The following is a 26,203-nucleotide window of genomic DNA, read 5'->3' on the forward strand; positions in this document are numbered from 1 at the left end:
ATCAGGCGCTGTACAGCTCGTCTTCCAGGTCGTGGATGGCCTTGGTGTAGCCGGCCTTTCCACCGAATGCCTTGACTAGCTCCAACGGGGCGCCGATCTGGCTGAAAGGGTCCAGCTGAAGAATTTTGATGTCTTCAATGTGCTCTATGCCGGTGTCCGCATACTTCTCCAGCAGCGCTTCAAGCACTTGGCGGGCGGCACCGGAGTATTTGGCGAAGTAGTTGCGTTTTCTCACCTGTTCGGCGCGCTCTTTGCGAGATAGCGCCGGTTGATCGAAGGCAACGTGGCAAATCAGGTCAAACGGATCTAGCGGTGTGCCCTGTTTTTTCTCGACTTCTTCGGCGAGGGCTTCCCACATCACGCCCTGTGCAGCCATTTCGTCGATGATGGCTTTTTTCTGGTCAGCGCTGCTCCACCGGCGCAAAAAATCATCTAGCGAGGCAAACTGGTTCTTTACGCAGGTGCGGGTGTAATCGTGCAGTGACTCGGTGATCAGCCTGCCATCCGGACCGTAGTACTGTACCCGCTCGGCTATCACGGAAATGGGTATGTTATCGATGACGTATTTGATCCGCCTGCCGCCTTCTTCCCCTTCGGGAAAATCAAAGTCGTCTGGTTGATCTGATGCGTCGGGATTCAGCCAGTCTCCACCATTGATAATGTCGTCTGGCGGCACAGGGGAGTCATCACCACCGGGTGTGAAGATCACTACGGGTTCACCATCAAAGGCTGGATCGGCGAACAGCTCGGTGGCCTTCTTGAAATCCATAATGGTGAACCAGTACTTGCCAAAATCTTCGTTGATGCGCGTGCCGCGACCAATGATCTGCTTGAACTCGGTCATGGATTTAATGTGTTGGTCCAGCACGATCAGCTTGCAGGTTTGTGCGTCTACGCCGGTAGTCATCAACTTGCTGGTGGTTGCGATGACCGGGTAGCGGGCTTCCGGGTCGATGAAGTTATCCAGCTCGGCTTTGCCCTCTTGGTCATCGCCAGTAATCCGCATTACGTATTTGCGGTTTTCCGCCACCCGTTCGGGATTGAGATTGACCAGCGCCTGGCGCATGCGCTCGGCATGGTTGATGTCGTCACAGAACACGATGGTTTTCTGAAATGGGTCAGTTGTCTTGAGAAAGTCCGTAACCTTCTGAGCGACAAGCTGGGTGCGGCCCTCGATGACCAGGGCGCGATCCATGTCTTTGAGATTATAGATACGGTCTTCTATCAGCTCGCCGTTCTTGTCGAGCATGCCCTTCGGAGGTCGCCAGCCTTGAAGGTCCTTGTCGAAATCGATGCGAACGACCTTATAAGGAGCGAGAAAGCCGTCTTCGATCCCCTGTTTTAGTGTGTAGCTGTACACCGGCTCGCCGAAGTACGTGATGCTTGAAACTTCTTTGGTTTCCTTCGGTGTTGCAGTCAGACCGACGTGGGTCGCATCGGAAAAGTATTCGAGAATCTCCCGCCAGGCGGAATTTTCCGCGGCGCTACCCCGGTGACATTCGTCAATGATGATCAGATCGAAGAAATCTCGAGAGAACTGCTTGTAGATGTTCATCTCCTCTTCATTGCCGGTGACGGCCTGATAGAGCGAGAGATAAATCTCGTACGAGGTGTCGATCTGACGCTTGGCGATCTTGGTCATCGCTTGGCCGAAGGGTTTGAAGTCGTTGTTTTTGGTTTGGTCGACCAGGATGTTGCGGTCGGCTAGGAAAAGAATGCGTTTCTTCTGGCGCGACTTCCATAGCCGCCAGATGATCTGGAAGGCGGTGTAGGTCTTTCCTGTGCCGGTGGCCATGACTAGCAGAATGCGGTCCTGGCCGCGAGCAATGGCTTCTATGGTGCGGTTGATGGCATTGGTTTGGTAGTAGCGCGGCATGCGGCCAGAGCCGTCGTCGTAGTAGGGCGCCTCGACTTTCTGCCGGGCCTGCTGGTCCAGCCCCTTCCATTGACAGTAGCGTTGCCACAGCTCCTGAGCGCTCGGGAATTGTTCAAGTGTGAGCTGGGTTTCGATCTGGCTGCCAGTGCCACTGCGGTCGTGGAACAGGAAGCCGTCGCCGTTGCTGGAGAACACGAACGGGACGTCGAGCGATTCGGCATAGCTCAGAGCCTGCTGCATGCCGGAGCCCATGGACTGTTTGTTCACCTTGGCCTCGATGACTGCCAAGGGGAGATTCGGCTGGTGATAGAGGATGAAGTCTGCACGGCGGGACTTGCCACGGCTATGCAGTTTGCCTCGGACGATGATGCGGCCCTTGGTGAAGCTCACCTCTTCTCGAACCTGGCGGTGCATGTCCCAGCCAGCTCGTTGGACGGCGGGAGCTATGTATTTGCTGCAGATGTCCCGCTCTGAAAGCGATTTCTTGTCCATCTTCCAATCCTTGGGGGCGCAGGAAGCGCGCCTGCTCGGTAGCGGGAGTGGGCTCGCAGGGGTTCAGATCAGCGCCGCCAGTAGCTCTCCTACATTGAAACGCATTGTGGATGCGATGCAGCCTGCCACGACGCGAGCTATTTCACAATCACACCGGCTGCGAATGAGTGAACCTGGCGATCAGCGCCTTGGTATGGCTGATGTTTACCTGGGACCATGTCGAAGCCTACGCCCCTGCGGTGGCTCTAATGCTCGGATGACAGTCAGTGCGTTAGTTATCCTTACTCTTATGCCTTCGCTTATCGCATCTCTTGTTGATTTCGCCGATCTGAGGACGGAGGCGGGTGCCGAGCCGTTCACCGTCTTCGTCTTTAGGCACCCTCCCAGTGCCGCTGGATAATCCTACCCAACATCCTACCCCACATAAGCGCTGCTATTTGGCAACACGGTATGAGACACTATGCAAGGTCGATTATCGGAAAAAGCCATTAGAAACAGCAGGATGAAGACTGTAAGTGCGCGTAAGTGCGTCAAGCTGCTCGGTTAGCGGCGGACTGACTCTCCGCCATATATCAAAGAAATCGATGGCTTACGTGTCGTTTTGGTTTCTCTCCAACATCCTGCCCCACATCCTGAAAATGGGTGATCTTGAGCAGTTTTGTGTCCGCACCATCCGTTTCCCTCCATGTGGAAAAAGCCGCTCTGTTTCAGGCGTACCGATCCGCCACGGAACTGCTGTGTCCGGTCAAACCCACCGCTTCGCACGGCCGTGTAAGATTCCATCCTCTGCGTTTGGCAAGCTGCCGGTTATTGTTGCGCATCCATAACGGCAACCAGGAGCATGGCATGAGCGACAACGTCGTATTCGTAACCGGAAAGGAGATGTACCACTTTGCGCAGCTTAGAGAAGAGGTCGGAGACCTACCGCTCATTGGTATGCTGGCTGAGCGGTTGATATCGGCCAATCACCTTTCTGCACCCATGGCTGTGCGAGCTGCGGCCGATCAGTTCGAACTGCTTGATCAGTTGCAGTCAGGTGACGCTGTGTTTTCCGAAATGCGATCAGCGAAAGGACTTGGACGCATGAAGGCAGGGCCAAACGTGGTTAGCATCGAGCGCGCAAAGGTCAGTTCTGATGCGCGTTGACGATAGGACCGAGCGGCAGAGTGAACGCGAGGCTGACGCTCGCTACGCGCCAGGCATCCCGGTAGATGACGAAAAATGCCCGGCGCCGTTCGACCACGGCCAGTTTCTCGACTATCTCTCTGTCCGGTTTGGCGTCTCCGAAAAGGTATACGAGCCGCTGAAGGTTCTGTTGAGCGTTTCCGGTATTTCCGCCAGTGAGCTGCTGGGCAAGGATTTTCCTGGAGAAAAGAACCGGAAAGACATCATGCAGTATGAGCGTGCAAAGCTCGCCGTCCTGGTCAGGCAGATGTCCACACTGAACAGGAAATGGCGCTCCCAGGTGCTGCTTGCCAAGCCCTCAATGAGCGCTGTCCTGGGCTCGTACGCGCCTGGCTCGACCTGCAAGAACGACAACGATGAGATGCTCAGATATTACTTGAGCGAGCTGAAGAGCGGCATCCCTTCGTCCAGGCTGGCGTGCGCCCGGCCTTTGCTTGAAGACGCCAGTCCGGGACGGTTGGAAGGAGGGCATTTTGAAGGACGGATCGCGGGGGTGACCCGGCACGTTGCTGATTTCATAACGGCGCGCCAGCGCCAGTTGCTGGTCAGGCAGAATCGGCAGCGGGGGTGGCGTCATCCGCGTGACGGTTTTGCCTTTTGGCCTGCTCACGTGTCGCCGGCTTACGGCGCAGAGGAAGCGATCAAAACAGCGAGAGCAGAGTTCGTCACACTGACGGAAACGCTACCGGCGAACGCGCACAACGATATGGCTCGGATTCGCCTGTTGAAGAACTTCTTTCTGGATTCCGAAGCGTGTTACTGGGCCGAGATGCATGCGCTTTACACCGCTTCGCAGCAGGATCTGCCGGATGCCCTCGGGCGGTTGGATCTGCAAGTGAAGCGCCACGAGATAACGGACGCCGTGGCGCAGGCGTTCGGCGTTGACGCGTCGAGCCTTCCGGATTTTCTGGTCGAACAGGCCGAATGCCTGGTATGGCTGTATGGGGTCAAGCATGACCCGTTCGGGTCCGGTGATACCTCATCGCACAGACAGACCTATTTTCGACAGCTGAAGCAGCCGCACTATCTGGCACTGGCGGCGGCCATCCTCTACCACTTATGCATCACCGCAAGCGCGGTCCGCATCGAGGTGCCGGGCGAGACGCACAAGAATGTACGTGTCTACCGAGCCTTTCTCGACGCACTGGCTGCAGCAGGGATAACTCTGGCGGCGACAGCAGAGCTCGGTGAGATCCAGGCCAAGGCGGTGCTGTCTTGCATGGACACCAAGGCGCTGAGTCATATGGTTTCGCTCTTTTCCCTCGCTGCCAACGCGGATGACGCTGAAGCGCCGTTTCTGCGCATGGATTACCTGGCCGAACATGCGCGGATGAAGATCCAGCGATGCGCGCTACTGGCGGAACTGCCAAAGATGCTGAAGACATATAGCTGCACAACAGCATTTGAATTGATGGGCATGTATATATCCGTATTGAAGGCGCAATCCCACAACCCGTTGATGGAAATCACTGCTGCCACAGATTGGTGCCAAACGGCCTAGTCGGGAAACGAACAGAACCGCTTTCACCATGCGAAGAGGGTCGGTTGAGAACTCTCTGTCTATGCAGCGGTCCGTTTGGTATGCCCAGACGAACTTGGGCAGAGTTGAGGCCTGCTTGGGTCTCGCTACATGAAGAACGGATGATAAGGAGAACAGCATGACTTTCTACCGAAAGTGGATGGCGCCTGCCGCGCTGATGATTGCTGCACTGGGGCTCGCCGCGTGTGATGTGGAGCAGACTGAAGAAGGCAGTCTCCCCGATGTAGATGTCGAGGCAGAGGCTGGTGACATGCCTGAATACGATGTGGATACGGCCGACGTTGATGTGGGCACTGAAGAAAAGACAGTCACGGTTCCTGACGTTGACGTAACCATGCCGGACGAACAAGAAGAACGTCCACAACAGCAATAATCTTGGCGAGTCCCCCGGAAGTTCACTCGTCTGGGGGGCAATCGTCGCATTGGTCCTTGCATGCTTACCTGGTACAGCTTTACGGCCTCTCCCCTGACAGTTTCCTGGTAGCCCTGGCGCACGGCCAATCCTGTCAAGTACCTGCCGAAGCTTAACGGTGTCCTCTTCCACGCTTGGTCATACCCTCTTGGATGCGTCTACAGTCACCATGGACTGGACGTAATGTCGCAAAAAAATGAACCCATGGCCGCCAAGGGTCTCTACTGATCGTATCCATCAGAGGAGAGAATCATGAAAAAAAGACTAGTCGTAGCGTTGCTTGGTTCAGCCGCAGTCTTAGCCGGTCCGCAGGCAATCGCGGCAGCGGATAAAGGCGAGGGCTCGATCGAAAACGCGATCAAGCAAGCCCGAAGCCTGGGCTACACCGAGATTCGTGAGGTCGAGGCGGATGACGATCACTGGGAAATCCAGGGCGAGAAGAACGATGGGAAAGACTATGAGTTGCGGCTGGATAAAAAAACCGGCGAAGTGCTGAAGGACGAAGAAGACTGACCCGGCGCACTTTTCGGTTTGTCTGGCTGAGCCGACACGCGTCGCACCCTTTAACACCGTTGCGACGATGTTGAACTCCCGCCCTTTGCATCGTTCACACCTCTTGGAGGGGCGAGAAAACCGGCGCTACCTCGATTGGTATCAGCTGGACTGGGCTCACCGACATCACCTGTCGTTGGTGGGTCCGTTTTTCCTCGAGATAAGCACGGCACCTTAGGAGTTACGTATGTTGAAGTTCCTCGCGAGCACGGTTGGCATTATTTTTCTGATTGGCCTGATTGTGATCATAGGGCTGCTCATGCTCATCTTCTGATGGGCCTTTCCAATCGCTTCGTTCCTGAGACCCGTCCCGCACAGCGGTTTCCCTGGCGCAGCGCAAATAGCTTCCAGCTGCTGACCCAGGGAACCGAATTTTTTCCGGACGTTTTACAGCGAATCGATGCAGCTAAGCATTCGGTGCGCATCGAACTCTATCTTGTCGAATCCGGGCGCAATGCGGCGAAAGTAATCGACACCCTGTGCGCCGCGGCGGCACGATCAGTCAATGTCGAGGTGTTGCTGGACTCTGTAGGCAGCAAGGGGTTGGTCGATGCGGACCGCGACCGCCTTACCCGGTCAGGAGTAGCCCTGCGGGTTTTCAACAAGCTTCTTCCCAAGCCCGGTCTGGACGATTTCAAAAGAGATCACCGGAAGATAATTGCCATTGACGAGCAGACTGTCTATCTCGGTGGGGCATGCGTTACTGATGGCTTTTGGGATCCGGTAAATAACGTTTCGGACTGGCACGACCTGATGCTCCGCGTCGAAGGTCCATTGGTTGCGGATGTCGTGGCGCTGTTTGACTTCCGCTGGCGTCGGATGGAAAACGCCGGGCGTCACCCTGAGCCAAGCAGCGAATCCCAGACCGAACCCGATTCGCAGGCTGGTTGGGGGCGGCTCGGCTATACATCGGGCGTACCACATAGAGGGTTAGTCATCGACCTCGTGCAGCGCATCCGGTTCGCCCGGACGCGCGTATGGCTGGTAACCCCGTATTTTTTCCCGGTCAAAGCTGTATTTGACGCGATGCTGGAAGCTGCGGAGCGAGGCGTAGATGTTCAATTGTTTTTGCCTGGATGCAAAACGGACCATCCTTCGATTCGTGAGGCCGGGCGGGGTTTCTACCGCGAGCTTTTTGAACAGGGTGTCAGCATCTACGAGCTGGACGTGCAGACGCTACATGCCAAAGCCACCATTGTGGATGAATGGCTGAGTGTCGGCTCGTGCAACTTTGACGTGTGGGGCGCTAACCGGAACCTTGAAGCAAACATCGAGGCCTGTGACGCTGACTGCCTGGAGCAATGCCTGGCTCTTTTCGACCGATATCGGAATACTTGCCGACGGGTGAGCCGTGAAGAATGGGCGTCCAGGCCCGCATCGGAACGCGTGAGTCAGGCTTCGCTGAACTATGCCGGCCGGGCGGTCAGGGCTTTACTCACGCATTAGGCACGTGTCTTGACCAGCGTACGGCATCGTGGGCAAAACCAACCGCACAGCGCCACACATCAACGTTGTTAGTCACCACGGGTATGGGCTCCCTGTTCACTGGCACAGCTGCTCTGAGATGATGAGGAGCAACTATCTGCGCCGCTGGCGACATCATCGCTCGCCGAGGCCTTGGCTAGTTCGGAATCACCGGCGCGCCATTCAACTATGCCCTCACGGATGACCTGCCAGGCGGAGTGCAGGAAAAGGGCGGCAATGGCGAGGCCCACGATAATATCGGGCCACAGGGTACCGGTGACGGCAACCAGCCCGGCGGCAATGATGACACTGCTGTTGGCGACGAGATCGTTTCTGGAACACAGCCAAGTCGAACGCATGTTGAGATCGTCGGCGCGGTGGCGATAGAGCATGGCGAAACAGATCCCGTTTGCCAGCAGGGCGATGCTGCCGACAATGCCCATCCAATCCGCTGCTGGCACTTCCTGAATCACTAGCTTGCGAATCGCGTCGGCAACGACGACAACGCCGAACAACAGCATGAATCCGCCCTTGAATAATGCAGCGCCGGCACGGGCGCGGCGGCTTCTGTCCAGAACAAAGAGTGTCAGGGCATACACGGACGCATCGCCAAACATATCAAGTGAATCACCCAACAACGCGGTTGAGCTTGCGATCCAGCCTGCGGTGAATTCAACGCAAAACATCACCGCATTAATGGCAAGTACGATATAAAGCACCCGGCTCTGGCTGGCCCTTAGCTGTGCCAGTTCACCGGACTTGTTTTCACAGCAGCTGTCCATGGTCGATCCTCCGAAAACATGGCAATACCCTAAGGCTATAGCCATCAGAACGCCGGTCGCCATTTTTTTTTGAGACCCGCCTAGCGCTTCCTCATGCTCCACATGAAATAGCTTCCGCCGATCAGCGAAGCGACCAGTCCTGCTGGAATTTCCTGGGGAAAGAGTGCCTGGCGTCCTACCCAGTCGGCGAGAATCATCAATAGCGCACCAATCAGTGCAGCGCCCAACAGGTGCTCACGTGCTCTGCCGAATCCAAGAAGGCGAGCCAGATGCGGCGCCAGCAGGCCGACGAAGGAGAGCGGCCCTATCACCAGTGTCGCACACGCGGTCAGTAGCGCGATCAGCACGAGTAGAGACAGGCGGGACCGGTTGAGCCCGATGCCCAGCGAACTCGCTGTCGCCGGACCCAATGGAAGAATGTCCAGCCAGCGGGCCAAGGGACGGGTAGCTGCCGCCACGACTACTGCCAGGACCGCGATCAGCACGCCGCCTTGCAGGTCGACGTAATAGGTCGAGCCGGAAAGCCAGGCGACCACCTGCTGCCCCCTGGGGTCGCCGCCGCTGAGCACAATGCTGCGGACGGCATCGAACAGTGCGGTGATTGCCACGCCAGTCAGCAACAAACGTTCGGGCAGGTATCCGCTGCGTCGGTTGAGCAGAACCAACACACCCAGCGCTCCAAGTGCGCCTAATGTACCGGCAGACACCAGTGTCAGGTTGCCGGGGGAGGGTACGAGGAAGATCACTGCCATTAGCGCGATCGCACTGCCGCCGCTGATGCCCAGCAGCTCGGGGCTGGCCATGGGGTTGCCCGAAACCCGCTGGATGATGGTGCCTGCTATAGCGAGCAGGATTCCGCTTCCCGCTGCGGCCAGAAGCCGAGGCATGCGCCACTCCAGAACGCTCCATTGCCCCGTCCAATGCCAACCCTGCGCAGTCTGACCAATGAAGATGGCGAGCACTGCCGCCGCAAGCAAGATTACAAAAAGCGTTATCGCCAGCCGATCGGGCCTGGCATGTCGATGCACCAGTCCCTGTGTCGGTACGCCAGGTGTATTGCCGCCCAGCTTGAGCCGTGGAATCAGCCAGAGCAGCAGCGGTGCGCCCAATGCCGCCGTCATGGCCCCAGTTGGCAGCAGGGTGGAGGGGCTGCTGGCAAATTGCTGGAGCATCAGATCTGTGGTGGTCAGTAATAGCGCACCCAGTATTACGGACCAGAACATGCGCGGTCCGAGTCGTCGGGCTCCAGCCATGCGCGCGATATTGGGCGCGGCCAGACCGATAAAGCCAATGATGCCCACCACACTGACCACGCATCCGGTGAGAAACACGGCGAGGCCCAGGCCCGCCAAGCGCAGCTGTCTGATCGATACGCCGAGGCTGCGCGCGTTGCTCTCGTCCAGATCCATCACCGCCAGCGGCCGTAGCAGCAAACAAGCCAGTACCGCACTGATGGCCAGCCGGGGCCAGAGATAGGCAACATCGCTCCAGCCGCTCTGGGTCAGCGAACCTGCTCCCCAGATCAGTACCCCTTTGAGGGTTTCCTGATTAAACAGCAGCAGCGTCATCGCCAGTGCACCAGCGAACAGGTTGACTACCAGACCCGCGAGCACGACCACCATGGGCGCCAGCCCCCGGCTCCAGGCCAGCATGAACACCAGGCCCATCGTTAATGCGCCGCCAGCAAGCGCTACCCATTCGCGGCCGGACACCAGCAGCGCAGGCGCGAAAAGGGTCGCGGCAATGAGCGCCAAATTGGCTCCGCTGGCAACGCCCAGCGTAGTGGGGGCGGCCAGCGGATTACGTAGTACCTGTTGCATCAACACGCCAGCCAGCCCAAGACCGGCGCCAGCGAGCAGGGAAATGCTCAGGCGTGGCCACCAGCTGTAATACAGAACTGCTTCCTGCGGGCTGGAGATGGTGGGCTGGAAAAGCGTTTGCAGGGTGAAGAGCAGGCCGCGCTCCATTGGTAGCGCGGTCCAGGCCAGACTGACAGCCACGGCGCCCAATAGAAGACTCAAAGCCAGGGGGAATGGAGAAGGCAGAGCCTTAGTGGTCATGCTTGGTAACCAGGGCGGATGTCAGCGCGTCAGCGAAACGGAGGGCCGAGGGGAGGGCGCCAAAGCTCCAGACCGGCGGCAGACTGAGGACACTGTCATCGTGCACGTCAGGCAGCGCCTGCCATAAACCGTTATCGGCAAGACCCTCGTTTACGCCAAGCGGCGAGGGCTCAACCACCACCAGCTGACCTTCGATGCCCAATAAGTCTTCCAGGCCGACGAGCGAAAACCCCCAGCTATTGGTCTCGCCAGTCCAGGCATTATCCAGCCCAAGTCGGTCGAGCACCGCCTGATAAAGACCGTTCTCGCCGAACACACGCACATGCCGGGCATCCATGAACTGGACGATCAGCAGTGGCTCTGTTTCTGACGGTAATTGCTCGCGAAAGCCAACCATGGCCGCTTCAGTCCTTTCGACCAGGTTCTGCCCCGCCTGCGGGTTGCCTGCCAGCACTGCAGTATCCCGGGTGAGCTGGAGCATTTGTTCCCAGGTGTCGCTGCCCGGGGTATATAGCGCCAGCGTTTCTACCGCAGCGATCCGGGAAAGCCGCGGTGCGATGTTGCTGAACATGGGCGAAATCAGAATGAGGTCTGGCTGCAGACTGGCCAGCAGTTCCAGATTGGGTTGGCTGCGCAGCCCCAGATCGATGACATCGTCCGGCAGGCCGGGCTTGCCTACCCACTCATGATACGCAGCGATCTGGGCTACCGCCTGCGGCGCAATGCCGAGGCCCATTAGCGTTTCGGCTATGGTCCAGTCCAGGGTCGCTATACGCGGTGTGGGCTCTGCGTCCGGCTCTGCTCGGAGCTCAGTTGCCAGAAAAGCAAATGACAGACCGAGAACAGCGGCCATCAGCGGCACGGACAGATGCTTGAAGAACAAGGAAGCGCTCCGTAACTGCAAGTCGATTGGATGGATCAGGCGTTGACCGCAGCCGTTTCACTGAACTGTGTCACTGAACTGTTTCACTGGACAATGGCGACAGGGTGAGGACTGCCGTTGGGTCTCATGATCTGCATGGGAATACCGTAAATTGCTTCAAGGGTGTCGCTGTCCATCATTTCGATGGGTGATCCCTGTTCCAGTACGCGTCCGCCATGCAGGGCGATCAGGCGATCGCAATAACGCGCCGCCATATTGATGTCGTGCAATACGATGATCACGCCGAGGCCAAGGTCATGTGACAGGCGGCGAACCAGCTTCAGCACCTCGACCTGATGAGCGATATCCAGCGCCGCCAGGGGCTCGTCGAGCAATAGGAAGCGGCTTTTTTGTGCCAGCAGCATGGCCAGCCACACGCGCTGTCGCTCACCGCCGGACAGCGAATCCACCGGCCTGTCGGCCAATGCCTGCGTGTCGGTGAGGGCTATGGCTTTATCGATCTCGGCACGGTCCTCGGCGGTTTGCCGACCGAGCAGGCCATGCCAGGGGTAGCGGCCGAAACCCACGAGTTCGCTGCCGGTGAGGTTGTCGGTGATCGGCAGATGCTGGGGCAGATAGGCCACCTGGCGAGCGTATTCACGGTCGCCCCAGCGAGCCACGGGCCTGCCATCGAATAATACGTCGCCGGCGCTGGGGTGCTGCTGCCTTGCGAGCAGCTTGAGCAAGGTCGACTTGCCGGAACCATTGTGGCCAATGAGTCCGTGAACCTTGCCTTCTACAAAATTCAGGTACGTTGGTTGAAGCAGCGTCTTGCCGTTGACCGCGAAGGTCGCGCCTTTGAGCTCAAACATGAAAACGCCCTCTTTCTCGCGAGCCGTTAAGGTGCATAAAGGTAAACGTAATGATAAGCTTTATCAATAACTTTAACGGGTCTGCCAATTTCCGGGATATGAATGGATCTGCTTCGTCTGGTGTTTCGCTACTATCGGCTGCCTTTCATCGGCGTGCTTCTTCTGAGTATCGCCAGCGCCTTGCTGGGCGTCGGCGTGATCGCGTTCATAAACGCCAGGTTGATGACGCCAGGCGCTTCGCTGTCTGCGCTGCCGGCATTCCTGGGGTGGTTGACCGCATTGCTGGCGCTGACGCTTGCGGCTCAGTTGTGTCTGACCCGGCTGGGTCATTACTTTGTCTTTACGCTGCGCGGGCAGTTGATCAAGCGGATCCTGGATACTGATCTGGAGCGGATCGAAGAGGTCGGTAGTGCGGACCTACTAGCCAGTCTTTCCAGTGATGTGCGCAACATCACCATCGCTTTCGTGCGCCTGCCTGAACTGGTTCAGGGCGTGGTGTTGTCATTTGCCGCCCTGGCGTATCTTGCGTGGCTGTCTTTGCCGCTTCTGGGTGTAATCCTGATCTGGTTGGCCGGGGTGATGGGGGTAGGCTGGTTGCTGGTCTCCCGGGTGTATTCGCACTTCAACCAGCTACGGGAAGCCGAGGATCGCCTCCAGCGCGATTTCGAATCGATACTCGAAGGGCGCAAGGAACTCAAGCTGAACCGCGACCGTGCGAGACGGCTATTCGAAGAAACCTATTCGGCGGACGCCGAGGCGTATCGACACCACATCGTCCGGGCAGACACTTACCATCTGAGCGCCAACAACTGGGCCAACATCATGATGCTCGGGGCCATTGGTGTGACCTTCTTCCTGTCGAATGTCATGGGCTGGGCCTCGGCCGCAGTAGCTACGACCTTCTCGCTCACGCTGCTATTTTTGCGCACGCCGCTGATCCAGGCGGTCGGTGCCTGGCCGACATTGATCAGCGCGCAGGTTGCTTTTGACAAGCTGGACAAGCTCGCGCTAGCTCCGCACCGGGAGGGTTTCGAGATCACAGACAGGTTGATCGACTGGCAGTGCATTGAATGGCGAGGCGTCAGCTACCAGCACACCGCGCAGGGCGACTCACCGGGCTTTGCCATAGGGCCATTTGACCTTAGGCTTCAGCGCGGAGAGCAGGTGTTTCTGATAGGTGCCAACGGTAGCGGCAAATCCACCTTGGCTCGGCTGATTTCCGGACTCTACCGTCCAATGGGGGGGCAGGTTCTGGTCGATGGCCAGGTTCTTGATGAGCGAGACGTGCCTGATCTGCAGGCGCGTTTCGCCAGCGTTTTTACCGACTTCCACTTGTTCGATCTGTTGATGGGGCCAGGCGGTAGCGAAGCAGACCCAGTATTGCTGGCGGCCTGGACGTCACGCCTTGGGCTGGATGGCAAGCTGCAGATCGCAAACGGCCGCATCAGTGACACCCGTCTGTCTCAAGGCCAGCGCAAACGTCTTGCGCTACTGGTCGCGCTGGTTGAGGAGCGCGACATCCTGCTGCTGGACGAGTGGGCCGCTGATCAGGATCCGCAATTTCGAAGGGAGTTCTACCGCGTATTGCTGCCGCACCTCAGGGAAATGGGTAAGACCGTTTTCGCAATCAGTCATGACGATTCCTATTTCCCCCACGCTGATCGTTTACTGGAAATGCGCCAGGGCCAGCTGACCGAGCTGACGGGGGAGCAGCGCACACTGGCGAGTAAGGATGCGGTAGCCAAAGCGCAGGTTAGCTGAACACAGCCACTCGTTATAATTGATAATCTAAACGAGAAGTAATACCATTTGTATCCGTCGTTCGGGTGCGGATGCTCCGGACATCCTTCGCTTTGGTATTCTGGAGTCACTGTGAAATCCCAGCCCCGCCACGTTCCGGATTTAAACCTGTTAACGTCCGCTATCCGTTCCGCTTGCCGCTGTGCGGCATTCGGCAGCCTGTTTGTACTGGCACCGCCTGCATTCGCACAAGCAGTATCTACTGAAACGGGTGCAATCAACCTGGGCGATATCGTTGTGCAGGGCGACGCCTCGGCGAGTGATACGGAGTCTTCCGACGCTTACCAAGCAGAGCGCGCCAGCACGGCGATGCGCTTCAATCTCACGCCTCGGGAAACGCCACAGTCGACATCAGTGGTTACGCGCGCCCAGCTGGAAGATTTTAATCTCAACAGCGCACTCGATGCGCTGGAAAGCACGCCGGGTATCAGCGTGGAGCGGGTCGAGACCGAACGTACCTATTTCACTGCGCGCGGTTTCGATATCACCAATTTCCAGTTCGATGGACTGGGCGCACCGATGATGTACAAGAATCTGCAGGGTGACATCGACACTGTCATTTACGATCGCATCGAAGTATTGCGCGGTGCCAACGGTCTGCTTTCAGGGACGGGCAACCCTTCGGCCACCGTGAATTTCATCCGCAAGCGGCCCACCCGTGAATTCCAGGCGTCGCTCTCGGGCACGCTGGGCTCCTGGGACCAGCGCCGTCTGGAGGCTGACGTGTCGGGCCCGATCGGCTCCACGGACAGGGTTCGCGGCCGGCTGGTTGCCGCGGCGAAAAATGCCGACTCCTACCTGGATGGTCTACAGCGCGAGAGCCACACGGTCTACGGTGTGGTTGAGCTCGACATGACGGATCGAACCATGCTCACCGCGGGCCACAGCTGGCAACAGGTCAACACCGATAGCCCGCTCTGGGGGGCCTTGCCGATGTATTACACAGACGGTAGCGCAACGGATTACGACGTTTCGACCAGCACCTCCGCCGACTGGGCGTACTGGGATAACACCGAGAGTCGCACCTTCGCCGAGCTGTCTCATCTGTTCGCCAACGGCTGGGAAGGCAAGGCAGCACTGAATTATGTCGATGTTACCTCCGATTCGGCGCTGTTCTATCAATATGGCACGCCTGATCGCGAGACAGGGCTGGGGTTGATGGCCTACCCGAGCCTCTATGAAACTGACGTCGAACAGTTGATCGCCGACCTGCACGTCAAGGGGCCGTTCGCCTTCGCCGGCCGCGAGCATGAACTGGTGGCTGGCCTGCAATGGTCTCGTTCCACCCTGGAAGACAGCTCGGATTACGGTCAGGGCATCGGGACGCCGCTGCCCCCGCTGGAAAACTGGAACCGAGAATATCCGCTGCCTGCCTTTACCGCTGGACGGGATGGCAGCGACTGGACTGACAGACAGACTGGCATTTACAGCGCGGCCCGGCTGTCCCTGACCGATCGGCTCACGGGCATTGTTGGCGGGCGTCTGAGCCGTTTTGAAGGCGATGGCGTTACCTATGGCACCTCGAAGGACACGTCCTACACCGATGTTTTCACGCCTTACGCCGGCCTCGTTTTCGATCTGAACGATCAGATGTCGCTGTACGCCAGCTACGCCGAAATCTTTCAGCCGCAAACCGAAGTGGACATCAACCGCGACCGACTGGAGCCCATTGATGGGGTGCAGTATGAGCTGGGTATCAAGGCGGAGCTGTTCGCTGGGCGCGCTGACGCAAGCCTCGCCGTGTTCCGCATCGAACAGGACAACGTCGCCGAGGCAAGTGGCACCATTCCCGGTAGCGTGGATATCGCGTATCTGAGCGCCAAGGGGCTTACCAGCGAAGGCATCGAGGCGACGCTGGCCGGCGAATTACTGCCAAACCTGCAGGCCAGCCTGGGTTACACCTATGTCGATATCGAAGACCCCGAGGGGGAGCGGGCTCGTACCTTTATCCCGCGCCATATGGTTCGGGCGATGAGCACCTATCGCTTGCCATTCCACGACGCCATGAAAGTGGGTGCACGGGTCAGCTGGCAGGAGGCAATCTACCGCGATCAGGGCGCGGGCGTTACGACTCGCCAGGATGAGTATGCGCTGGTCGATCTGATGGCCAGTTATGACATCAGTGAAAATCTGAGCGCCTCGCTCAACGTCAACAACATCACCGACGAGAAGTATCTGAACAGCCTCTATTGGGACCAGGTCTACTACGGTGCGCCCCGTCACGCGATGCTTACCCTGGGTTGGAATTACTGATTCGGGATAGCTAAAGGCGGACCATAAAAGGGGCCATGCGCAGTGCGTATGGCCTCTTTTACTTTTGCGGATCAGTTAGTGCGGCTTAATGCGACGCGGGTTTCTTGTTGCTCTTCAGACAGGTCAGAGGGCAGTTTTCACAGTACTGGACAGTCGGTAACAGGTAGCGCAGACAGCACAACTGGCGCACCCGTTGCGCGCCATTGGCCATCGGTTGGTAGCGGACCGGTTTATACAGAGGGTTGCGCTTGCCATTGGCAAGCACGCGCGTTTCCAGTATTTCCAGCGCCGGTGCGTTGGTGTGCGCCAATGCCAGCGGATGAGTCTGCAATGCCTGCGCGAAATACTCGAAATAATTGCCCGCATTGCTCCAGAACACCCGGGGAGCGGCGCCTGACCAGTCGCTCAACGCCCGGATAAGCGGTTCGAGGTGTCGATCAATGATCCGTTCGAAGCGCTGCTGGGCATTACCTGAAGTCAGTAAAATACCTTCATTCTGCAGGCATAAACCGACGGTGTAGCCCTCCGGGGAAAGCTCAATGCGCGTTTCCTCAAGCGCCAGAGGCAGCTCCCGTTCCAGCAACAGATTCGCCGCCAGCCCATGCGCAAGAACATTGCTTAAATGCCATTTGGACCACAGGGAGGCGACCGCGCGACGATCCCCGCCTGGATAGCTGCCGCCAAACCGGTTCAGCAACGAGGTCAGCGTTTGCGGATCCAGCAGATCGCTTGCACACAGAGTCTCGCAGTCGGTCGGAACCGGTACCCTGACAGGTGCGATGCCCTCCAGTGGCCCGGTATAAACACGGCTCAACATTGCTGCGGGCTCCTGGACCACGAACGAGGAGTCAATCTATTACAATCAAGAATCATTAGCAATTGCGAGTAGTAGCTTTTAACTCTCTATTCGGTCCGTGCCCGCATGCTTTTTTCTTGCCGTTTGACTGTCAGATCTGCTGTGGACCCTCCCTAGATTGGATACTCGACCGCGAAGCGAAGCTGATCGGCGTCCAATTCGGCCTGATCAGTATTGCCGCGATGCACCGCGTAACGCGCGCTGAGGGACAAGCCCCTGGCGACGCCGGCCTGCACCTTGTAACGGGCTTCGAGGTCGCGCTCCCAGTGCTGGCCGTTACGCCCATAGCCCAGATAGGCATAACCGCCGCTGGGGTCCATCTTGCTGCCATCAATGCCACTGCCGCGGATGTACGCTGCGCTGAAACTCAGGCCCGGGAAGCCGTATCCGGCCATCGCCAGGTCATATCGCACCTGCCATGAGGCTTCGTTGGGCGCGTTGAAGTCAGACAGGGCTACGGCGTTGGTGAGATAGATGGCGCCGCGGGTGACGTAATCAAACGGCGTATCGCCGTGCACCCTTTGGTAGCCCAGCGAGAAGCTGTGGGCAGAGTATGAGTAGGTGCTCGTCAGGCTCCAGGTGGTGTTATCTATCCGTCCCGAACGCGCCTCGCCGGTATCCTGCGTGTGGTAGAAATTCAGGTTAAAGGACAGCGCCTGCTTGTCGTCGATAGGCCGCGCATACACCGCGCCCAGGTAATGCTGGCGCCAGGTTTCGTCGTACAGCGCGCTGTACAGGGTGAGTTTAGTCCCCTCTAAACCGTCGTAGCTGCCACCCACGAAGTCGAACGAATTGCCCTGGCGTCCATTGGAATAGTTCACGACGAACCCATGGTTATGGCTGCTGGCGTTGCGGTCGGTACTTTCACTGAAATGTCCGCCATGCAGGGTCAGATCGTCCCATTCATGGCCGCTGACTAACCAGCCCGTGGCGGTCTCCGGCAACAATCGGCTATCGGACGAACCGAATACCGGCGTTTTAACCCGTTGCTCGCCATAGGTCAGAACGGTGGAGGAGAGGCGCAGCTTCACTGCTGCGCCCGCGCGACCATAGTTATCCTCGGGATGACCCTGGTTGTCCACGGAAAGCAGGCGCGCTTTGCCCGCACGACCGCCGCCGCTGTCGAGTTTCACGCCAAGGTAAGCATGGGCGTCGAGACCCAAGCCGACCGTACCCTGCGTAAAGCCGGAGCTGAACGAGCCCATGAGCCCGTAGCCCCATTCTTCAGCCAGGTCATTGCGCTCGCTACGGGGCTTGAAGGCGTTGCGCGCCGCGCCGTTGAGTCCGCCGTGGCGGTAATCACGGCGGTCGTAGACGCTACGGTTCAGCAAATTCCAGCTGCTGTCTTCAACGAAGCCCCGAGCGCCGTCCGGTGCGGCAGCGCAGGCCACCGATGGCAGGCAGCTGAGCGATAGGCCCTGAACCCAGCGAGCAAATCGTCTGTTCATCATCATCTGACCTCAGAAATACTTCAGCCAAGTGATATCACGGCGTCGCTGTTTGAGCTGGGCAAACCAGCGCGTCGGGAAATAAAGCGTCGCAGCCAGCAGTACTGCCCACAGCCAGATGCCGGCGAGATTGTCGAAGCCGTAATAGTCGCCCTGGTTCAGTCCCCAGATCTGCACGGCGATCAAGTACAGCGCCTTGAGCACGAGCAAGTGCAGCACATAGAAGAACATCGGGGCGCCGCCATACAGCGCAAGCACCTTCAGCGAAGCCCGTCCTGCCAGTTGCTGGAACCAGGCGAGAAGCAGCAAACCAACGCCGAGGGTGGGCATCAGAAACATGAGTGAGGGCGGGTATTTGGTCAGCGACATGAAGCTCATGAATGTGCGCAGACCTTCTTCCATGGTGCTCCACGGCTTGTCGCCATAGACGTTGAGATAACGAATGAGGACGAAACCCACGAGCAAGCCGACGCCCCAGGTAACAAGGCGGCGGATACGTCGCGCCGGATCGGCATTACGCGCGAACCATGGACCGGCGCAGTAGCCAAGGGCGATAACACCAATCCAGGGCAGGATAGGGTAGGTGGTACGCGCGCGGGTGTGCTCGGTGATCTCCAGGAACGAGCGCTGGTGCAGGATGGACCAGATCTCGAAAAACGGTGATTCCGCCGTCAGCACGATTCCGTCAAGCAGGTTGTGCCCGACAACGATAGCGAAACCCAGCACCGCCAGGGCTGCACGCGGCATATGAATAAGCGCGGCGAGGATGATCATGCTCAGGCCAATGGCCCAGATGACTTGCAGCCACAGGGTTGGGGGCACGAAGGTCGCATTCCAGGCGAAGTTGACCAGGGTCAGCTCGAGGAATACGAGGAACAGGCCACGCTTGAGAAGGAAGGTCGATACCTCGCTACGGCTGTGCGATTGCCCGTACAGCCATGCCGAAAGCCCGGTGAGGAACACGAAGACCGGTGCGCAGACCATGCTGCTGATACGCGTGAAGAAGAGCTCCGGTGGTGTGTTGAGCGGGTCCATGGGATCGCCTACCTGAACATGCAGGAAGAAGGTTTCCCGCACATGGTCAACGAGCATGAACAGCATGACCAGTCCGCGCAGGGCATCGATCGCAAGCATTCGCGTGCGGACTTGCGTCTTTGCATGAAGGGAAGACAGCGTACCGGCTAGGGGTGTCGTGGCAGCGATGGCCATGGGGGAAGCGTCCTTGGAGTTAAACGGCAGGCAAGGTTATATTATAACAATGTGGATTGGGAAGACCGTTTCGCTGACTTCGGTTGAAGCTCTATCGTCCGAACTGACGATGTGTTTCGGAGGTTCGCTGTTTAGCGTAACGCGATAAAAACCGCATCCGGAGCCCGCATGAAAGCTGTTTCTCTGCTTGTCCGAAAGCCAGACATTTCGCGTGCTGCGTTCCGGGCGTATTACGAGCGCCACTACTGCCTGCTGGCGATGCAGCACTTTCCTTTCCGGCGCTATGTCCGCAACCATTTGTTGGAAAATGACGACCGTTTCGGCTTCGATTGCATCAGCGAATTCGGTCTGGCGGAGGAATTCCGTCGTGTTCCGTTAATGGGGTCGCGCTCACGGCAATTGATGGAAGCTGATGAGCTCGAGTTCATGCAGCCGGAGTTGATTCGCGTTGCCGCGGCTGAGGAGCATATTCTGTTCGCTGCGGACAGTCACGGCCCGAGCCAGCAGCGGCAGGTCCTGTTGTTTCGTGATGAAGGGCCTGGGCCTGGTCCGCAAGGGTTGAAGCAGGGCATTGAAACGCTCGGCGCCGAGCTGCTTCGACAGTTGGACAGCGTAAGCGAGATGAAATTGGACCTGTTAACCAGCGACCCCGCGCAGCCGTTTCCCTTCGATGCGCTGTTGTGGATCCGGACCGAAGGAACTGACGGATTCCCCCTGAAACCCGGCACTATCCCCGGACTGGTTGGCTCGTTAGCGGTCATGACATGTGCTTCGTCTGAGGACGAATTGAAAGAGCGGTTTGTAAGATTCCAGCCCTGATTATAAAAAAAGGAACGACCATGGACGCATTATCCCGCCGCGCATTTATCGCCGGCAGCGCCGCAGTTGCCGGGGGGCTGGCACTTGCTGCGCGGCCTTCAGCGCTTTTCGCTTCGAGCAAGCTGAGCTTCGAGGAGTTTCGACGCCACGATGGATTGTCCCTCGGGCAACTGGTTCGCGATGGCGAGGTCAGCGCCAGCGAGTTGCTGGAGCTGGCTATCGCACGTACCGAGCAGATCAATCCCACCATCAATGCCGTGGTGCTCAAGCACTACGATCAGGCGCGCGAAGCGGTGGGCCAGAAACTGCCATCGGGCCCGTTCGGCGGCGTACCCTTTCTGCTCAAGGATCTGGGCGTAAGCATGCGCGGCACTGTTACCACCCAGGGTTCACGGCTATTCCGCGATGCGGTTGCGGAGTCCGATGACGCCTATGTTCAGAGAATACGTAAGGCAGGGCTGGTCATCTTCGGGAAGACCAACAGCCCGGAATTCGGCAGTAACCCTAGCACTGAAAGCACCCTGCACGGCGCCACGCACAACCCCTGGGCGCTTGATCGCAGCGCGGGTGGCTCTTCGGGTGGCGCAGCGGCTGCGGTGGCGGCAGGCATCATACCGGTAGCTCACGCCAGTGATGGAGGCGGGTCAATCCGGATTCCCGCCTCCTGCTGCGGCCTGTTCGGACTCAAACCCAGTACCGGTCTGGTGCTCAAGGACGCACCGGGTGAAGACCTGCGCGGCATCCTGTCAGCCCAGCATGTGATCAGCAGGAGCGTACGCGACAGCGCCGCGATGCTTGATCTGACGGCGCGGACCGATCTTGGCAAGGCCTATGCAGCGCAGGCCGATCAGGGTAGTTATTTTGAGCAGCTGCAGCGCGAGCCTGGGCGCCTGCGTATCGCTTTGATGCGCGACCCGCTATTGCCGATCCCGGTGGACCCCGCTTGCTACGCAGCGGTAGACATGGCTGCCCGCCAGTGTGCCGCGTTGGGGCATGAGGTGGTCGAGGCCCGCCCGCCTATCGATATGCAGGCGGCTATGGCGGCCGGGGGCACCATGAGCGTGGTCGGCGTGGCCGAACGGGTCGCCGCACGGGAGGCCCAGCTTGGTCGTGCCGCCACCGCCGAAGACCTGGAACAGGTGGACATAGGCATGGTCGCCTGGGGCCGCAAGGTCAGCGCGCTGGATTACCGCAAGGCGCTGGAAGACCTGGCCCGGTTGCGCGAGCAGATGCGGACGTTCATGGCCGACTACGACCTGATTCTCAGCCCGACCATCGCCCGCGAACCGCCGCCACTGGGCGAGCTGGACATGAGTTTGCCTCTTGACGAATTTGGCCCGATTGCGACACGCAGTTCGGTGTTTACCACGCTGTACAACTTCACTGGGCAACCCGCCATGTCGGTTCCGCTGTTCTGGAGCGAGGCGGGTTTGCCTGTAGGCGTGATGTTTGCCGGCCGCTTTGCCGAGGAACGCACTTTGCTGCGGCTGGCAGCCCAACTGGAACAGGCGCACCCGTGGTTCAACCGCTTGCCTGCGCTGTAACAGCAGGCGGCACGGACATGCGCAACCCTTTTTCTATGTCATCAACTTGCAGGAGTAGAACATGCCAACAATTGCTATAACCGGAGCGGCTTCGGGCATAGGTGCAGCGCTTGGCGCTCAGCTTCGCGAAGCCGGACATGCCGTAATAGGTATAGACCGCGCCAACAGTGATATCAACGCTGATCTGTCGACCCGCGAGGGCCGCCAGGCCGCCGTTGATGGCGTGCTGGCAAACTGTGACGGTGTGCTGGATGGTCTGGTCCTGTGTGCCGGTCTGGGGGTCACAGCGCCAAACTGCGGCTTGATCGTTGCGGTCAATTATTTTGGCGTAAGCGACCTGCTCGATGGGCTGGCTGGTGCGCTTGCCAAAGGCACGCAGCCCTCCGCAGTGGTCGTCAGTTCGGTGGCTTCCATGCAACCGGGCGCCAGTAAGCTGCCGATGGTCGCTGCCATGTTATCCGGAGACGAAGCAGGAGCCATTGGCAATGCCAACGACATGGCGAATCCGTCCATGGCCTATGCAGGGTCCAAGTATGCGGTGGCCAGCCTGGTTCGACGCAAGGTAACCGAGTGGGCCAAGCTGGGCATCCGAATCAACGCCGTTGCGCCGGGTGTCGTGGAAACGCCATTATACCAGGCGTCGATCGACGATCCGAAGTACGGCGAAGCCACCAAGAACTTTGTTGCGCCGCTTGGTCGTGGAAGTCAGCCTGCCGAGCTGGCCAACGTCATTCGCTTCCTGCTGTCGGAACAAGCCAGCTTCGTGCACGGAGCGGTGCTCTTTGCCGACGGTGGCATGGATGCGATGGTACGGCCGGATCGCTTCTGATTGCGGCCGAATAGAATCGCCCCCGCAAATAGCGGGGGCGTTTTGGTTTTCAGCTGGAGATAATTACGAAAGAGCCTTGGTTCAGGCCACGGCGGAGGCTGGACTGTCGGCCTGATATGAACGACGACCATAGAGTATGCATAGCAGCGTGAAAGGCACGCAGACGGTGAGACTGACCAGTACCAGGGCATAACGCAGCGATTCGTCGCCAAACCGGGGCAGCAGGGCGTCGCTGAGTATACCGGTGACGAGCGGGCCGAGGCCTACACCCAGCAAGGTCGAGAATATGGTCTGCAAGGCGATAGCCGTTGCACGCTGCCAGGCGTTCACCAACTGGGTTACCAGGTTGAATGACGGAGCGACCCACCAGACGGTAAAGAAGCCGGACAGCGCACACCAGATCATCGCCACGGGTACAGGCACGCCGGCGAACGTGAAGGCAATGCCGGCAGGCCAAAGCAGATAACACAGCAGGCACACCAGATTGAGCACGTGCCCGATCAGCGGGATCCGCAACAGCCAGCTGCGGTTAGCGCTGCTTAATCGGTCGGTCAGCCAGCCGCTGAACAGGCTTCCCACCGCAGCGCTGACACCGGTGACCACACCGGCAAGAATGCCTGCGTGTTGCAAGGACAGGCCGTGCGAGCGCACCAGAAAAGGGGTGCTCCACATAGCAAAGGCAAAGGCGCTGAAGGTGGTCAGGGCGGTGGCGCTGGCCAGCAGCACGTAAGCCCGGTTGCGTAACAGCGTGGTGGCCGCCTGGAAAATGCTCTCAACGGGTGGGGGCTGGGTCGCGGTAGCGTCCCAGCGCCCCCTCTGTGGTTCGCGGATGAAAAAGCCGAACACCAGCGACATCAATAGCAGAGGGGCAGCAATCAGAATGAAACCTGTACGCCAGCCGTGAACATCGACCAGCCAGGCGCCCACACTCAGGCCCAGCACCGCAGAAAGGGTAGGCGCGCCGGTAAAACAGCTGATGGCCAGGGAGCGGTTCTGCGGCGGGTAAAGATCGGCGATCAGCGACAGCGACGCGGGTATAACCGGCGCCTCGGTCGCTGCGACCAGCATGCGGGCGATAACCAGCATGGAAAAACTGACGGCGAGCCCGCATAAAAGCGTAGCGCCTGCCCAGAACAGGGCCGCTACGGCCAGGACGCGCAGGCGCGAATAACGATCAGCCAGTCGACCGGCGGGCAACCCGAGCAGGGCGTATACAGCAGCAAAGGCCAGGCCTGAAATCAGGCCCATGGCCGCGTCGCTGGCGTTGAACTCGAGTTTTATCGGCTCGATCATGACCGACATGATCTGCCTGCCCATGAAGCTGCCGGCATAGGCAAGAACCAGTACGCCGAGCACGCCATGGGTGCGCCAGCCCAGCGAGCTGACGCCTGCGGTCGAAGCCACGTGTCAGGCCGAAGCCTGGCGTTGCTTGAGCAGAGTGAGGGCCGTGTCTTCGATCATGTCTTCCTGACCGCCAACCATGCCGCGCCGCCCCATTTCCACGAGGATTTCACGGGCGGATACGCCGTATTTCTTCTCGGCGCGTTTGGCGAACAGCAGGAAGGAGCCGTAAACCCCGGCATAGCCCATGGTCAAGGCATCGCGATCGCTACGAATCGGGAAGTCCATGATCGGCAATACCAGGTCTTCAGCCACGTCCTGAATGCCAAACACGCTGACTCCGGTTTCGATGCCCATGCGGTCACATACCGCGACCAGCACTTCCATGGGTGTATTGCCAGCACCCGCGCCCAGACCCGCACAGGCAGCGTCGATACGCGTGGCGCCGGCTTCAATCGCAGCGATGGAATTGGATACACCCATGGACAGGTTGTGGTGGCCATGGAATCCGATCTCGGTTTCGGGGCTGAGTGCTTCACGCAGGGCGTTGATGCGTGCGCTGACGTCATGCGGCAAGAGATAGCCGGCCGAGTCGGTGATATACACGCAGTTGGCGCCGAAGCTTTCCATCAGTTTGCCTTGCGCCGCAAGATTCTCAGGGCTGTTCATGTGGGCCATCATGAGGAATCCGACGGTATCCATATTCAGCGACCGAGCCATGCTGATGTGCTGTTCGGAGACGTCTGCCTCGGTGCAGTGGGTTGCCACCCGAATGGTATTGACCCCGAGTTCGTGTGCCATCTTCAGATGATCGACGGTTCCGATACCCGGCAACAACAGCGCGGAGACCTTGGCGTTTTTCATCAAGGGAATCACAGCCGACAGATATTCCTCATCGGTATGCGCGGGAAAGCCGTAATTGACCGAGCTGCCGCCCAGGCCATCACCGTGCGTCACTTCGATCAGCGGTACGCCGGCTTCATCCAGACCCTGGGCGATGGATTTCATCTCATCCAGGCTGATCTGGTGACGCTTGGGGTGCATGCCATCGCGCAGGCACATATCGTGTACGGTGATTTTCTTGCCACGAAGATCCATGACGCGCTCCTTACAGTGCGGTTTGCTTGAGTAGGTTTTCAGCGAACATTTCGGCGGTGCGTGCGGCGGCTGCGGTCATGATGTCCAGGTTGCCGGCATACTTGGGCAGGTAGTCGCCCAGGCCTTCGACCTCCATGAATACCGAGACGCGGTTGCCGTCGAATACCGGGCCATTGACCAGTCGGTAGCCGGGCACATATTTCTGCACTTCGAGGATCATGGCGTGGATCGACTCGGTGATGGCTTGCTGATCCGGTTCGGATTCAGTCAGACAGTGCACGGTGTCGCGCATGATCAATGGCGGCTCGGCGGGATTGATAACAATGATCGCCTTGCCTTTCTTCGCGCCACCGACCTGTTCCACGGCGCTGGCGGTGGTGCGAGTGAATTCGTCAATGTTCTTGCGCGTACCCGGGCCGACTGATTTGGACGCCGCGGTAGCAATGATCTCGGCGTACTCGACAGGTTGCACGCGGGATACCGCGGCGACCAGCGGAATGGTGGCCTGGCCACCGCAAGTGACCATGTTGACATTCTGTGCGCCTTCGCCGAGCTTGGCTTGCAGGTTCACCGGTGGCACACAGTAGGGGCCAATAGCCGCCGGTGTGAGATCGATCATCAACACGCCAAGCTCGTTCAGCTTGCGGCTGTTCTCGGCGTGAACGTAGGCCGAGGTGGCGTCAAAGGCGATGCGGATGTCATCGTCCTTGATGTGTTTGAGCAGGCCGTCGACGCCTTCACTGGTGGTCTTCAGGCCCATCTCTTCAGCGCGCTTGAGCCCGTCGGATGTGGGGTCGATGCCAACCATCCAGACCGGTTCTAGGAATTCACTGCGCTTGAGCTTGTACAGCAGGTCAGTTCCGATATTGCCTGGCCCGATCAGGGCGCAGCGAATCTTCTTGCTCATGG

The 26,203-nt window shown here is 58.8% G+C and carries 21 protein-coding genes; 10 read left to right on the top strand and 11 right to left on the bottom strand.

Features of this window, described 5'->3' with window-relative positions; genetic code table 11:
* Window position 1: 1 nt before the first annotated feature.
* On the bottom strand, window positions 2-2,368 hold the full coding sequence (hsdR, locus tag G3M63_RS11000) for an EcoAI/FtnUII family type I restriction enzme subunit R (RefSeq protein ID WP_163983064.1): 2,367 nt from the start codon (window positions 2,366-2,368) through the stop codon (window positions 2-4).
* Between the two features lie 846 nt (window positions 2,369-3,214).
* Here hsdR and G3M63_RS11005 point away from each other — a divergent pair.
* The 5 genes from G3M63_RS11005 (at window position 3,215) to G3M63_RS11025 (ending at window position 7,503) form a co-directional block, all read left to right on the top strand.
* Entirely contained in the window at window positions 3,215-3,514 is a 300-nt protein-coding gene (locus tag G3M63_RS11005) for a hypothetical protein (RefSeq protein ID WP_163983066.1), read from the top strand.
* Entirely contained in the window at window positions 3,504-5,054 is a 1,551-nt protein-coding gene (locus G3M63_RS11010) for a hypothetical protein (protein WP_163983067.1), read from the top strand. The genes G3M63_RS11005 and G3M63_RS11010 overlap by 11 nt, the downstream gene beginning before the upstream one ends.
* A gap of 157 nt (window positions 5,055-5,211) precedes the next feature.
* Window positions 5,212-5,466, top strand: coding sequence for a hypothetical protein (locus tag G3M63_RS11015; RefSeq protein WP_178100967.1), 255 nt, complete (start codon window positions 5,212-5,214; stop codon window positions 5,464-5,466).
* Between the two features lie 291 nt (window positions 5,467-5,757).
* Window positions 5,758-6,018 carry a PepSY domain-containing protein gene (locus G3M63_RS11020; RefSeq protein ID WP_163983069.1) on the top strand — a complete coding sequence of 87 codons (261 nt, stop codon included), beginning with the start codon at window positions 5,758-5,760 and terminating at the stop codon, window positions 6,016-6,018.
* A 135-nt stretch (window positions 6,019-6,153) separates the two neighbouring features.
* The gene (locus tag G3M63_RS11025) at window positions 6,154-7,503 is read left to right on the top strand and encodes a phosphatidylserine/phosphatidylglycerophosphate/cardiolipin synthase family protein (protein ID WP_163983071.1); all 1,350 of its coding nucleotides are present in this window, start codon (window positions 6,154-6,156) and stop codon (window positions 7,501-7,503) included.
* A 68-nt stretch (window positions 7,504-7,571) separates the two neighbouring features.
* Here G3M63_RS11025 and G3M63_RS11030 read toward each other — a convergent pair whose 3' ends face one another.
* From G3M63_RS11030 to G3M63_RS11045, 4 genes are all read right to left on the bottom strand, one after another.
* Window positions 7,572-8,303, bottom strand: coding sequence for a cation diffusion facilitator family transporter (locus tag G3M63_RS11030; protein ID WP_163984242.1), 732 nt, complete (start codon window positions 8,301-8,303; stop codon window positions 7,572-7,574).
* Window positions 8,304-8,383: 80 nt separating this feature from the next.
* Window positions 8,384-10,363 carry a Fe(3+)-hydroxamate ABC transporter permease FhuB gene (fhuB, locus tag G3M63_RS11035; RefSeq protein ID WP_163983073.1) on the bottom strand — a complete coding sequence of 660 codons (1,980 nt, stop codon included), beginning with the start codon at window positions 10,361-10,363 and terminating at the stop codon, window positions 8,384-8,386.
* Window positions 10,353-11,246 carry an ABC transporter substrate-binding protein gene (locus tag G3M63_RS11040; RefSeq protein WP_218573598.1) on the bottom strand — a complete coding sequence of 298 codons (894 nt, stop codon included), beginning with the start codon at window positions 11,244-11,246 and terminating at the stop codon, window positions 10,353-10,355. The genes fhuB and G3M63_RS11040 overlap by 11 nt, the downstream gene beginning before the upstream one ends.
* Window positions 11,247-11,329: 83 nt before the next feature.
* Window positions 11,330-12,097, bottom strand: coding sequence for an ATP-binding cassette domain-containing protein (locus G3M63_RS11045; protein WP_163983075.1), 768 nt, complete (start codon window positions 12,095-12,097; stop codon window positions 11,330-11,332).
* A gap of 102 nt (window positions 12,098-12,199) precedes the next feature.
* Between G3M63_RS11045 and G3M63_RS11050 the strand changes: the two genes are divergently transcribed.
* Window positions 12,200-13,858 carry a multidrug ABC transporter permease/ATP-binding protein gene (locus tag G3M63_RS11050; RefSeq protein ID WP_163983077.1) on the top strand — a complete coding sequence of 553 codons (1,659 nt, stop codon included), beginning with the start codon at window positions 12,200-12,202 and terminating at the stop codon, window positions 13,856-13,858.
* A 111-nt stretch (window positions 13,859-13,969) separates the two neighbouring features.
* On the top strand, window positions 13,970-16,150 hold the full coding sequence (locus tag G3M63_RS11055; protein ID WP_256669787.1) for a TonB-dependent siderophore receptor: 2,181 nt from the start codon (window positions 13,970-13,972) through the stop codon (window positions 16,148-16,150).
* An 85-nt stretch (window positions 16,151-16,235) separates the two neighbouring features.
* Here the strand turns inward: G3M63_RS11055 and fhuF are convergent, their stop codons facing one another.
* The 3 genes from fhuF to G3M63_RS11070 form a co-directional block, all read right to left on the bottom strand.
* Complete coding sequence (gene fhuF / locus G3M63_RS11060) at window positions 16,236-16,967, bottom strand: siderophore-iron reductase FhuF (protein WP_163983079.1); 732 nt, start codon at window positions 16,965-16,967, stop codon at window positions 16,236-16,238.
* A 152-nt stretch (window positions 16,968-17,119) separates the two neighbouring features.
* The gene (locus G3M63_RS11065; protein WP_163984245.1) at window positions 17,120-18,454 is read right to left on the bottom strand and encodes an OprD family porin; all 1,335 of its coding nucleotides are present in this window, start codon (window positions 18,452-18,454) and stop codon (window positions 17,120-17,122) included.
* A gap of 12 nt (window positions 18,455-18,466) precedes the next feature.
* Window positions 18,467-19,663 carry a heparan-alpha-glucosaminide N-acetyltransferase domain-containing protein gene (locus G3M63_RS11070; protein WP_218573599.1) on the bottom strand — a complete coding sequence of 399 codons (1,197 nt, stop codon included), beginning with the start codon at window positions 19,661-19,663 and terminating at the stop codon, window positions 18,467-18,469.
* A 168-nt stretch (window positions 19,664-19,831) separates the two neighbouring features.
* Here G3M63_RS11070 and G3M63_RS11075 point away from each other — a divergent pair, with 168 nt between their 5' ends.
* The 3 genes from G3M63_RS11075 (at window position 19,832) to G3M63_RS11085 (ending at window position 22,855) form a co-directional block, all read left to right on the top strand.
* Window positions 19,832-20,482 (top strand): EthD domain-containing protein, encoded by a 651-nt coding sequence (locus G3M63_RS11075; protein WP_163983081.1) that lies wholly within the window; start codon window positions 19,832-19,834, stop codon window positions 20,480-20,482.
* A gap of 20 nt (window positions 20,483-20,502) precedes the next feature.
* Entirely contained in the window at window positions 20,503-22,026 is a 1,524-nt protein-coding gene (locus tag G3M63_RS11080) for an amidase (RefSeq protein ID WP_163983083.1), read from the top strand.
* Window positions 22,027-22,087: 61 nt separating this feature from the next.
* A complete protein-coding gene (locus G3M63_RS11085; RefSeq protein WP_163983085.1) occupies window positions 22,088-22,855 on the top strand; it encodes an SDR family oxidoreductase in 768 nt (255 codons plus the stop codon).
* Window positions 22,856-22,936: 81 nt separating this feature from the next.
* Here G3M63_RS11085 and G3M63_RS11090 read toward each other — a convergent pair whose 3' ends face one another.
* From G3M63_RS11090 to G3M63_RS11100, 3 genes are read right to left on the bottom strand one after another with little or no spacing between them, the layout of a single operon-like run.
* Complete coding sequence (locus tag G3M63_RS11090; RefSeq protein WP_256669788.1) at window positions 22,937-24,259, bottom strand: MFS transporter; 1,323 nt, start codon at window positions 24,257-24,259, stop codon at window positions 22,937-22,939.
* Window positions 24,260-24,262: 3 nt separating this feature from the next.
* Window positions 24,263-25,294, bottom strand: a complete 1,032-nt coding sequence (dmpG, locus tag G3M63_RS11095) for a 4-hydroxy-2-oxovalerate aldolase (RefSeq protein ID WP_163983087.1) — start codon at window positions 25,292-25,294, stop codon at window positions 24,263-24,265.
* 10 nt (window positions 25,295-25,304) lie between these two features.
* Window positions 25,305-26,201, bottom strand: a complete 897-nt coding sequence (locus G3M63_RS11100) for an acetaldehyde dehydrogenase (acetylating) (protein WP_163983089.1) — start codon at window positions 26,199-26,201, stop codon at window positions 25,305-25,307.
* Between the last annotated feature and the right edge of the window lie 2 nt (window positions 26,202-26,203).

This window comes from Pseudomonas sp. OIL-1, assembly GCF_010669185.1.
Lineage (GTDB): Bacteria > Pseudomonadota > Gammaproteobacteria > Pseudomonadales > Pseudomonadaceae > Halopseudomonas > Halopseudomonas profundi.